The 9,685-nt window shown below is 65.0% G+C and carries 12 protein-coding genes; 7 read left to right on the forward strand and 5 right to left on the reverse strand.

Annotated features, from left to right (window positions below; translation table 11 throughout):
- Positions 1-2: 2 nt before the first annotated feature.
- The 5 genes from JW929_09565 to JW929_09585 form a co-directional block, all read right to left on the reverse strand.
- On the reverse strand, positions 3-1,664 hold the full coding sequence (locus tag JW929_09565) for a F0F1 ATP synthase subunit alpha (protein ID MBN1439644.1): 1,662 nt from the start codon (positions 1,662-1,664) through the stop codon (positions 3-5).
- 8 nt (positions 1,665-1,672) lie between these two features.
- Positions 1,673-2,743, reverse strand: coding sequence for a M42 family metallopeptidase (locus tag JW929_09570; GenBank protein MBN1439645.1), 1,071 nt, complete (start codon positions 2,741-2,743; stop codon positions 1,673-1,675).
- Between the two features lie 251 nt (positions 2,744-2,994).
- Positions 2,995-3,573, reverse strand: coding sequence for a Holliday junction branch migration protein RuvA (gene ruvA / locus JW929_09575; protein ID MBN1439646.1), 579 nt, complete (start codon positions 3,571-3,573; stop codon positions 2,995-2,997).
- Complete coding sequence (gene ruvC, locus JW929_09580) at positions 3,570-4,064, reverse strand: crossover junction endodeoxyribonuclease RuvC (protein MBN1439647.1); 495 nt, start codon at positions 4,062-4,064, stop codon at positions 3,570-3,572. Before ruvC ends, ruvA begins: the two co-directional genes overlap by 4 nt.
- Positions 4,065-4,076: 12 nt before the next feature.
- A complete protein-coding gene (locus JW929_09585) occupies positions 4,077-4,835 on the reverse strand; it encodes a YebC/PmpR family DNA-binding transcriptional regulator (protein ID MBN1439648.1) in 759 nt (252 codons plus the stop codon).
- Between the two features lie 516 nt (positions 4,836-5,351).
- Here JW929_09585 and JW929_09590 point away from each other — a divergent pair.
- The 7 genes from JW929_09590 to JW929_09620 all read left to right on the forward strand — a co-directional run bounded on the left by JW929_09590 (position 5,352) and on the right by JW929_09620 (position 9,602).
- On the forward strand, positions 5,352-5,921 hold the full coding sequence (locus JW929_09590; protein ID MBN1439649.1) for a hypothetical protein: 570 nt from the start codon (positions 5,352-5,354) through the stop codon (positions 5,919-5,921).
- Positions 5,922-6,091: 170 nt separating this feature from the next.
- On the forward strand, positions 6,092-6,706 hold the full coding sequence (locus JW929_09595) for a sigma-70 family RNA polymerase sigma factor (protein ID MBN1439650.1): 615 nt from the start codon (positions 6,092-6,094) through the stop codon (positions 6,704-6,706).
- Positions 6,703-7,479, forward strand: coding sequence for a hypothetical protein (locus tag JW929_09600; protein MBN1439651.1), 777 nt, complete (start codon positions 6,703-6,705; stop codon positions 7,477-7,479). The genes JW929_09595 and JW929_09600 overlap by 4 nt, the downstream gene beginning before the upstream one ends.
- 34 nt (positions 7,480-7,513) lie before the next feature.
- A complete protein-coding gene (locus tag JW929_09605) occupies positions 7,514-8,017 on the forward strand; it encodes an N-acetyltransferase (GenBank protein MBN1439652.1) in 504 nt (167 codons plus the stop codon).
- 101 nt (positions 8,018-8,118) lie between these two features.
- Positions 8,119-8,847 carry a hypothetical protein gene (locus JW929_09610; protein ID MBN1439653.1) on the forward strand — a complete coding sequence of 243 codons (729 nt, stop codon included), beginning with the start codon at positions 8,119-8,121 and terminating at the stop codon, positions 8,845-8,847.
- A 33-nt stretch (positions 8,848-8,880) separates the two neighbouring features.
- The gene (locus JW929_09615; GenBank protein MBN1439654.1) at positions 8,881-9,375 is read left to right on the forward strand and encodes a GTP-binding protein; all 495 of its coding nucleotides are present in this window, start codon (positions 8,881-8,883) and stop codon (positions 9,373-9,375) included.
- A 167-nt stretch (positions 9,376-9,542) separates the two neighbouring features.
- Positions 9,543-9,602 (forward strand): hypothetical protein, encoded by a 60-nt coding sequence (locus tag JW929_09620; protein ID MBN1439655.1) that lies wholly within the window; start codon positions 9,543-9,545, stop codon positions 9,600-9,602.
- Positions 9,603-9,685 lie beyond the last annotated feature (83 nt).

Here is a 9,685-nt window from a genome sequence, read left to right on the forward strand (position 1 = left end):
GCTCATTGCACCGAAGCGTTGTAGGAGAGGACGGCGTCCTTGAGCGCGGCCTCGCTTTCGGGCGAAAGCGCGCCCTCGCGCTCGATCCGGCCGAGGAGCTCGCCGTGGGCCGTCGCCAGGAACCGGTGGAGATCCGTCTCCCAATCCCGCATCCGTTCGAGCGGTATCGCATCTGTGAGTCCCTGCACGCCGGCGAACAGCACCGCCACCTGGTGCCCCAGCGGCATCGGTTCGTACTGGGCCTGCTTGAGGATCTCCTGCAGGTGCTGGCCGCGGTCGAGCTGGGTCTGGGTGGCCTTGTCGAGGTCGGAGCCGAACTGCGCGAAGGCCGCGAGTTCGCGGTATTGCGCCATGTCCAGCCGCAGGCGGCCGGCCACCTGCTTCATCGCTTTGGTTTGGGCGTCGCCGCCGACGCGCGAGACGGAGATGCCGACATTCACCGCCGGGCGGATCCCGGCGTGGAACAGGCTGGATTCCAGATAGATCTGGCCGTCGGTGATGGAGATCACGTTGGTCGGGATGTAGGCCGAGACGTCGCCGAGCAGGGTTTCGATGATCGGCAGGGCGGTCAGCGAACCGCCCGAGCCCTTCACCTTGGAGATCCGGTAATTGCCCGAATCCGCCGTCCGCGCCGAGAGCGCGGCCTGCGCTTCGCGGCGGCCGCGCGGCCCGCCGTAAATTTTTCCGTCGGAGGAGTCCTTTTCCTCCGCTTCGCCCGCGAACGACGCCGGCACGATCGCATAGCGGTCCGCCAGCCGCGCCGCGCGTTCCAGCAGGCGCGAGTGCAGGTAGAACACGTCGCCGGGATAGGCCTCGCGGCCCGGGGGCCGGCGCAGTAGAAGGGAGACCTGGCGGTAGGCCCAGGCGTGCTTGGAGAGGTCGTCGTAGACGATCAGCGCATCGCGGCCGCTTTCCATCAATTCCTCGCCGATTGCGCAGCCGGCGTAGGGCGCGATGTACTGCAGCACCGCCGGTTCGTCGGCCGAGGCGATCACCACCACCGTATGGTCCATCGCCCCGAAGCGTTCGAAGGTCGCCACGGTCCGGGCGACGGAGGACTTCTTCTGCCCGATCGCGACGTAGATGCAGACCACGTCCTTGCCCTTCTGGTTGATGATCGTGTCGACGGCGATCGCGCTCTTGCCGGTCTGCCGGTCTCCGATGATCAGCTCACGCTGGCCGCGGCCGATCGGGATCATCGAGTCGATCGCCTTCAGGCCGGTCTGCAGAGGGGTGTCCACGTCCTGGCGCTGGGTGACGCCCGGGGCGATCCGCTCGACGGGGCGGAAGCGCCGGGTGTGGATCGGGCCCTTGCCGTCGACCGGCTCCCCCAGCGCGTTCACCACCCTGCCGATCAGTTCGCCGCCGACCGGCACCGAGGCGATCCGCCCGGTGGCCCGCACTTCCATGCCTTCCTCGATTTGGCTGTAGTCCCCCATAATGATCACGCCGATCCGTTCGGCTTCCAAATTGAAGGCGATGCCGAGCGTCCCCTCGGCGAATTGAACCAGCTCCTGCGAGCGCACGTGCGAAAGCCCGCGGACTCTGGCGATTCCGTCGCCGGCCTCGGACACAATCCCGACTTCGTGGGCGGTGAGATCGGGCTGGAAGAGGGCGATCTGCTTGTGGAGGAATTCCGTGATCGACTGGGCGGTATCCGGCATGTAGGATCCTATGCGGTCAGCGCGGCGACGGCCGCGGAATCCAGCTTGCGCAGGACGGCCAGGAGCAGCTGGAGCGCCGCATCGTAATCCGCGCGGTGGAGGATGCCGCTGTGCGAGTGGATGTGGCGCGTCGGAACCCCCAGCACCACGGTCGGCACGCCGGTCTTGTGCAGGTGGATCGCCGCGCCGTCGGTCGCGCCGCCTTCCATCACCGAGGTCTGCAGCGGAAGCGAGAGCTCCTGGGCGGTGTCCATCACCAGGTCGCGCAGGCGCAGGTTGGGGATCATCCGCGCGTCGAACAGCATCACCGTCGGCCCCCGGCCGAGTTTGACCGCCGACTGGTCTTCGGTGATCCCCGGCACGTCGCCGGCGATGTCGGATTCGAGGACGATCGCCGCGTCGGGATGGACGGCCTCGACGCTGGTGGTCGCGCCGCGCAAGCCGACTTCCTCCATCACCGTGGCCGCGCCGCAGACGGTGTTGGGGTGGCTTTCGCCCTTCAGCGCCTCGAGGGCTTGGATCATCAGCGCCACCCCGACCCGGTCGTCGAAGGCCTTGGACAGGTAGGTGCGGCCGCCGGCCAAGGCGGTGAACTGGGCTTGGGGTACGGCCGGATCGCCTGCGCGGACGCCGGCCTGTTCGACTTCCTCCTTGGAGGTGGCGCCGATGTCGATGTACATGTCCTTCTTCTTCACCACCTTCTCGCGCTCGTCGGGAGGCAGCAGGTGCGGCGGCTTGGCGCCGATCACGCCCGCGACCTTTCCTTTCGCGGTCATGATCGTCACCCGCTGGCCGAGCAAGACCTGGTCGAACCATCCGCCGAGGGGGACGAACTTCAGAAATCCCTCCTTGGTGACCAGCTTGATCATGAATCCGATCTCGTCCATGTGCCCGGCGATCATCACCGTCGGGTTTTTGGCGGCGCCCTGTTTGCGGCAGATCAGGCTTCCGATTTTGTCCTTTTCGATCGCGCCCAGGCCGGCTAGGCGTTTTTCCACCACGGCGCGGATTTCCGCCTCGTGGCCCGAGACGCCGTTGGCTTCGGTGAGTTCCTTTAATAGAAGGGTTGTGTCGTCCATGGGGGTCTCCGAAAATCCGGGAAATCATACCGGAACGGGATGGATTTGTCTAGCAAATGGGTTTTCGAAGGCGCGGCCTCAGGCGTTGGCGTCGGCGGGCGGTGGAAAATTGAAAGAAGGTATTCAGATCGGCTCGATTGTGCAGGGCTTGGAACAACGGAACGCGGTAGGGGAGGATTTCGTTGTTGAGGAAGACGACCAAAGGCGTTCGGAAGGCGGATGGGGAGGCGGCCATCGAAAAGGAGGCGGCCTTATTTCCGGTCGAGCGATTGCAGTGCCAGGCGCAGGCGGGTTTCCGCATCGGCGGGTGCGTCGGCCGGGATGCGCTGCAGCGCCGCCTGGGCCTCGACGATTGAATAACCGAGCGAGGTCAGCGCGGCGACCACCTCGGTGTCGGTCTCGCTCCATCCCGGTGCGGCCGCACCCGCTTCGCCCGCGAGCCGGTCCTTTAAATGAAAGATGATTTTTTCGGCGGTCTTCTTTCCCACGCCGGGAATCCCGGAGAGCCGCTCCGGCGCCCCACGCGCCACGGCCTGGCGCAGGGTGTCGGTGGAAAAATGCGAAAGCAGCGAAAGCGCGACTTTCGGACCGATCCCGCTGATGCCGAGCAGGAGTTCGAAGAAGGAGAGTTGGTCGGGGGTGTCGAAGCCGAACAGCGCCAACGCATCTTCGCGGACCAGCAGGTGGGTGAATAAGGCGAGGTCCTGTCCGGCGCGGGCGCGGGCTGCCAACGGGGCGGGAACCGACACCCTGACCCCCAGGCCGCCAAGATCGATGATGATCCAGGAATCCCCGGTTTGTTGGACGCCGCCCCGAATGGATGCGATCATCCCGCCTCCGCGATGCGCGCGATCTTATACGAGTGCGCGTGGCAGATGGCCACCGCCAGCGCGTCGGCGGCGTCGTCCGGCCGAGGAATCTCCGCCAACCGGAGCAGGGTTCGGACCATCGTTTGCACTTGGCGCTTCTCCGCGCCGCCGTAGCCGGTGACGGCCTGCTTGACCTCCAACGGCGTGTACTCACTCACCGGCAGGCGCCCTTCGGCCAAGGCCAGCAGCGCGGCGCCGCGCGCCTGGCCGACCGAGAGGGCGGTGCGCACGTTCTTCTGGAAAAACAGACTCTCCACCGCCGCCGATTCGGGCGCATGGAGAGCGAAGATTTGGATCAGGCGGTCGTGCAGTTCCAGCAGGCGCAACGGCATCGGCATATCGGCCGGCGTGCATATCGTCCCGAAGGCGATCGGGGTCAGCCGGCCGGCGTTTTCCTCGATCACCCCGTATCCGGTGGTGGCGGTTCCAGGATCGATTCCGACGACGCGCATGCACCTCCCCGCCTAGGCGGCGGTTTCCATCGCCGCCACCGCTTCGTCGGTCACGAGCAGGTTGGAATACACCGTGTTCACGTCGTCCAGCTCCTCGAGCTGTTCGATGACCTTCATTACCTGGACGGCCTTTTCGGCGTTCAGCTCGGTGTGCTGGTTGGGCTCCATCCGCAGGGTGGATTCTTCCGGGGCGATTTTGTCGATCCGCAGTCGTTCGCTGATGCCTTTGAAGGCGTCGACGGGGGCGAAGATTTCGATCGTGTCCTTGCCGATTTGCACGTCTTCGGCTCCGGCGTCGACGGCCGCTTCGAAGATCTTATCCGGGTTGAGCCCCGCGGCCGGGATGGAGAAGTAAGCCTTGCGGGAGAACTGCCAGGCGACCGAACCGCCCTCGCCCAAGCTGCCTCCGGCGCGGGTCAGGATCCGCCGCACCTCGGCCACCGCACGGTTGCGGTTGTCGGTCACCACTTCAATCAGCAGAGCGATTCCGTGCGGGGCGTACCCTTCATAGGTCACCTGTTCGATCGCGCCGCCTTCCTTGTCCTCGCCGGTTCCGCGTTTGATGGCCCGCTCGACGTTCTCCTTGGGCATGTTGTTGGAGCGGGCTTTGTCCACCGCCAGACGCAGTTTAAAGTTGCTTTCCGGATCGCCGCCGCCCTCGCGCGCCGCGAGGACGATCTCGCGGGCGAGGCGGGTGAACAGTTGGCCGCGTTTGGCGTCGGCGGCGCCCTTCTTGCGTTTGATGGTTGCCCACTTGGAATGGCCGGACATAGGGGATTCTCCTGGAAAACAACGTTTGGACGCGGAGGATGTGAGGTTGTGGAACGCGCGGATTATACCATTCCCGCCCCCTCCTCTGTCCTCCCCCGATAAGCCTAAACCGCTTATCGGGGGAGGATTTCTCCCGGCGGAATCCTCCCCCGTTTCTTGCGAAGCGGAAACGGGAGAGGGAGGGGAGGGGTCGCACGGTTCCCCGATTCTGTCCTCCCGGCGGAATCCTCCCCCGTTTCTTGCGAAGCGGAAACGGGGGAGGGAGGGGAGGGGGCGCACAGTTCCCCACTTCTGTCCTCCCGGCGGAATCCCCCCCGCTTCCCGCGAAGCGGAAACGGGGGAGGGAGGGGAGGGGGCGCACGGTTCCCCGATTCTGTCCTCCCGGCGGAATCCTCCCCCGTTTCCCGCGAAGCGGAAACGGGGGAGGGAGGGGAGGTGGCAGAATTCCTAGCGGTAAAATTGAGTATTATTGGATCGGTATTCCTATTACCATAAAAACGAAGCGAAGGAGGAGCCATGGTCGTCAAAGGAGGACGGAATATCATTCTGGGCGCCGTCGTTCTGACATTAGCCTGCAGCGGCGTTTCCAACGTGTCAAGGTCAACGCGGACGCCTGTTATTCCTTCGGATATTCCGATACTTATCGAGCGGACCGCGGAGGTCGAGCAGAACCTCGCGCCCAGCCGAACGGCGCTTCCTTCCCCGACCGCGACTCCGTCCAGGGAACCCGTCCCGGGGATCGACTCCCCGGTTGTCGTCCAAGAGATATCCCTTAAAGTATACAAGGCGGAGGTTGTCGATTCCTGGGAGGGCTATTCTCCCAAAGATGGGGGCCATTTCCTGGTCGTGTACGTCAAGGTTGTGTCCGGAGTCATTTCCATGTCCGACCTCATTGATTGGAAGATGGCTTTGACCGACACAAAGGGAACGGTGTACCGGCGGGCAGGAGCGATGGTTCATACGGATGATTCGCCGGACGAAGCCTCCTGGGGCGAATGGGTTTTTGATATTCCCGGTTTGGGACCTTCATTCCTGTTCCATTTTCCGGAAGGCCCCGCGGTTCCCTTGGATTCTCTCATCGCGTGATCCGTAATCGGCTTCCCCCTCCTCTGTCCTCCCCCGATAAGCCTAAACCGCTTATCGGGGGAGGATTCCTCCCGGCGGAATCCTCCCCCGTTTTACCGCGAAGCGGGAATGGGGCAGGGAGGGGAGGGGCCGGGTGTTCTGCGTTCGGGAATCTAGTATCATTGCCCGCCATGGACGAAGGTTTACTGATCCGGGAAGCCCAGGGCGGAGACCTGGACGCGTTCAACCGGCTGGTGCTGGCGCACCAGAACCACGCCTATGGATTCGCCTACCGGATGCTGGGCGAATCGGAAAGCGCGGCCGACGCCGCCCAACAGGCGTTCCTCTCCGCTTACCGCCATCTGCGCGAGCTGCGCGGACAATCCTTCCGGGCCTGGCTGCTGCGGATCGTCGCCAACGCCTGCTTCGATGAACTGCGGCGGCGCAAGCGCCGCCCGGCGGTCTCGATCGAGGATCTCAGCGCGGGCGATGAAAACGGCGGCGGAGAATCGCTCCAGATCCTGGCCGATCCGGCGGAGGGGCCGGAGTCGGCCGCCGTGCGGTCGGACCTCCGCCGGGCGATTGAGGACTGCCTCGCCGAGCTTCCGCCGGATCAGCGGGCGACCATCCTGTTGGTCGACGTCCACGCGCAGGATTACTCCGAAGCGGCCCGCGCCCTGCGGGTGGCGTTGGGCACGGTCAAGAGCCGGGTCGCCCGCGCCCGCGCCCAGTTGCGGGATTGCCTGCGGTCGAAGGGGGAACTTCCGCGGGCGGCGCGCCGTCTGGAGAGTGAGGCCCGAGCATGAATCCCCGCGCGCCGCAGGACGCCCGTTTGCTGGAACACCTCTCCGCATTCCTGGATGGAAAACTGACGGTTGCGGAGCAATCCACGTTGGAGGAACGGCTGGAGCGGGACGCGGACCTCCGCGAACAGCTCGAATCCTTGCGCGCGGTCCGGGAGGTTTTACGGTCCCTGCCGCCGCAGGCGCCCCCGCGGCCGCTTACGCTTTCTCCGGCGCAAGCCGGCACAGCCCCGCGGCGGACGGCTTCCTTATCCCCGCGCTGGATGTCGCTGGGCTCGGCGTTCGCCGCCCTGGCGTTAGTGGTTGTTGTGTTGACGGACGTGTCCTCCACCCGATCAACGCTGAATGCCGCCGCCCCGGAGGCTCCGCAGATGCTGTTCGCCGTCCCCGGGGAAAACCGCACCGCCGACGATGCCGCCGCGGAATGGGCGGGGGAGGACGCCGCGCCGGCCGCTGCCGAGGAAAGCGCCTCGCCGCCGCCCGCCGCGACCCGGTCCGGCACTCAGGAGAAATCGGCCGGGATAGGCGCCGCCGCGGAGCGGACCGAACCGCCCGCGCCGACTTCCACGCAAGCCTTGGACGTTTGCGAGGCGCAAAGCGGAACCGATGGGGCGCTCGATCCATGCGGTCCGACTGTCGCTTTCACCCCGCCGCCGGTGCGGGTATCTTTTTCCCGCGTGGGTTTTCGAAGCATTGCTCCGTACCTGGAAACAGCCCTCGCCCTGACGGCGGTGATCCTTGGCGCGCTGGCTATGGTCCTCCGGAAAAGAAAGTAGCCCCCTTTCCCCGCCTTCCGGTAAAATGCCTCGTATGAAAAACCCGCCGTGTAAAATCCGGCCTCTCCTTCCCGGGGATTGGCCCTCCGTCCGCGCGATCTACTTGGAGGGCATCGCTACGGGAGAGGCCACGTTCGAATCCGAAGCCCCGGGCTGGGAGGAGTGGGATTCCAAGCATCTGCCGGCCGGGCGGTTGGCCGCTGAAGCGGACGACGGCCTGGCGGGTTGGGCGGCGCTCGCTTCCGTTTCCGGCCGGCGCGTCTATGACGGGGTCGCCGAGGTCAGCGTGTATGTGGCGGCGGCGGCGCGCGGGATGGGAGAGGGGCGGGCGCTCCTCTCCGCGTTGATCGGAGAATCCGAACGGAACGGAATCTGGACCCTGCAGTCAGGGATCTTTCCGGAGAATACTGCCAGCCTGGCCTTGCACGAAACGTGCGGCTTCCGCATCGTCGGCCGGCGCGAACGGATCGGGAAGATGAACGGACGCTGGCGGGATGTGCTGCTCCTGGAAAGGCGCAGCGCCGTGACCGGACGCTAGGCATCCGCGGAACGCGCCGGCTTCTCCGTCCGCGCGCGGTTTTTCCTCCGCCCGGTGATTAGGATATAATCTTTTCACCGAGAGGAAGCGGTGTACGGTCCATGAATTGGCTGCAGCGGTTGCTCTCCAAGCCGGAAAAACCACGAACGGAACAAGGGAAGCCCGCGGCCGGCCCCCAGGCTCCGGCTCCGCCCGCGCGCCCCGGAGGAACCGGTGCGCTCGACGTCTCCGCGGTGATGGATTCGCGCATCGACGCGGAAAAGCACCTGCGCGAGGTGCAGGAGAAAACCAACAAGCTGGCGGAGGATTTCGCCCGCGGCGAAGTCAACCGCGCCACCTTCATCCACCTCTACCAGCATTACCAACAGCAGCGCTCGGCCATCGAGCGGATGCTCGAGATCTCGCCGGAAAAATGGCGCCAGGCGGTCAGCCAGGGAGTGAGCATCGCCATCCGCCGCGAACACCACGCCAAGGCGCTCGGGTTTTCCATCTACGAAAGCGCCAGCGGAATGCCGATCTCGACCCTCGGCAAGTTCGACCTCGACCCGGCGCTGATGGTGCCGATGCTCTCCCAGTACCGCGAGGCCACGCGCGAGATCTTCGGATCGCGCATGCGCTCGGGCCAGATCGAAAGCGGCCGCTGGCTGTGCTTCGTATCCGGCCAATTCACCACGCTGATCGCGCTTTACAACACCGAGCCGGCCGCGCGCCAGTTGCAGCTGCTCGAGGAGACCCACCTGTTCTTCGAGCGCGCCAACAAACCGCGCCTGCAGCAATCGCCCATCTCCGCCGAAGGCCTGGTCTTCCCGCACGAATACTATCTGCAATAACCGCGCCCTCGGGCGGCGCAAGGAGCCTCGAGCATGTCGGATATTCCTCTGTTCAAAGTGTCGGTGGCCGGGGATGAAGCGGTCGGCAAGACCTCGCTGATCCGGCGCTATTGCGAGGGAAAATTCGAGCAATCGCGGGTCGCCACCATCGGCGTGGATTTCCAGACCAAGGTCGTGGAACTGCCCTCCGGCGCGGTCAAGCTTTCGATCTGGGACATGGCCGGGCAGGCCCGGTTCGAGGTCGTGCGCACCGGGATGTACCGCGGCAGCCGCGCCGTCGCGCTGGTGTTCGATCTGTCGAATCCGGAGACCCTGGAACACCTGCCCGCCTGGCTGACCGAAGCCCAGACCAACGCCAAGGGCACGAAAATTTTGGTGGTCGGAAACAAGCTGGACTTGGCGCCGGCGCGCGGCGCCGGAAAGGCCTTCGCGGATTCAGCCGGCGCGCCGTACGTGGAAACCAGCGCCCAATCCGGCGAGGGCGTGGCGCAAATGTTCGAGACTTTGGCGACCCTGGCGGTGGGCTGACCTCTGCACCGGGAGTGATGAGGTTGGGGAAAAGGGGGATCGAAATGCCAAAGCGGGTGTGTTCCGGTCAGCGAATTTATCCATCGAAATATTGGGAATCCGAATCTCTCCGTCGATGCATGACGCCGGCGGAGAGATTGCTTTGATACCGATTAAGGAAAAATCGGATTGGCGGAATGCACTTCCGCAGACAGCAAATTATTGCCGGGTTCATTGTTGATTTTTAGTATCTCCTCAGCCCCCCGTCCCTGCCCTTTCCTCACCCCCAACCCCACAACCCCTTCCCCCTCTCCTGACTTATGCCAGGAGA

The organism is Anaerolineales bacterium, from assembly GCA_016928575.1.
Taxonomy (GTDB): domain Bacteria; phylum Chloroflexota; class Anaerolineae; order Anaerolineales; family RBG-16-64-43; genus JAFGKK01.

Bases quoted from the DNA above. Each gene is read 5' to 3' on its own strand.
- ruvC (MBN1439647.1), bottom strand. From the start codon at position 4,064: ATGCGCGTCGTCGGAATCGATCCTGGAACCGCCACCACCGGATACGGG.
- JW929_09595 (MBN1439650.1), top strand. From the start codon at position 6,092: ATGGACGAAGGTTTACTGATCCGGGAAGCCCAGGGCGGAGACCTGGAC.
- ruvA (MBN1439646.1), bottom strand. From the start codon at position 3,573: ATGATCGCATCCATTCGGGGCGGCGTCCAACAAACCGGGGATTCCTGG.
- JW929_09570 (MBN1439645.1), bottom strand. From the start codon at position 2,743: ATGGACGACACAACCCTTCTATTAAAGGAACTCACCGAAGCCAACGGC.
- JW929_09565 (MBN1439644.1), bottom strand. From the start codon at position 1,664: ATGCCGGATACCGCCCAGTCGATCACGGAATTCCTCCACAAGCAGATC.
- JW929_09590 (MBN1439649.1), top strand. From the start codon at position 5,352: ATGGTCGTCAAAGGAGGACGGAATATCATTCTGGGCGCCGTCGTTCTG.
- JW929_09610 (MBN1439653.1), top strand. From the start codon at position 8,119: ATGAATTGGCTGCAGCGGTTGCTCTCCAAGCCGGAAAAACCACGAACG.
- JW929_09600 (MBN1439651.1), top strand. From the start codon at position 6,703: ATGAATCCCCGCGCGCCGCAGGACGCCCGTTTGCTGGAACACCTCTCC.
- JW929_09615 (MBN1439654.1), top strand. From the start codon at position 8,881: ATGTCGGATATTCCTCTGTTCAAAGTGTCGGTGGCCGGGGATGAAGCG.
- JW929_09585 (MBN1439648.1), bottom strand. From the start codon at position 4,835: ATGTCCGGCCATTCCAAGTGGGCAACCATCAAACGCAAGAAGGGCGCC.
- JW929_09605 (MBN1439652.1), top strand. From the start codon at position 7,514: ATGAAAAACCCGCCGTGTAAAATCCGGCCTCTCCTTCCCGGGGATTGG.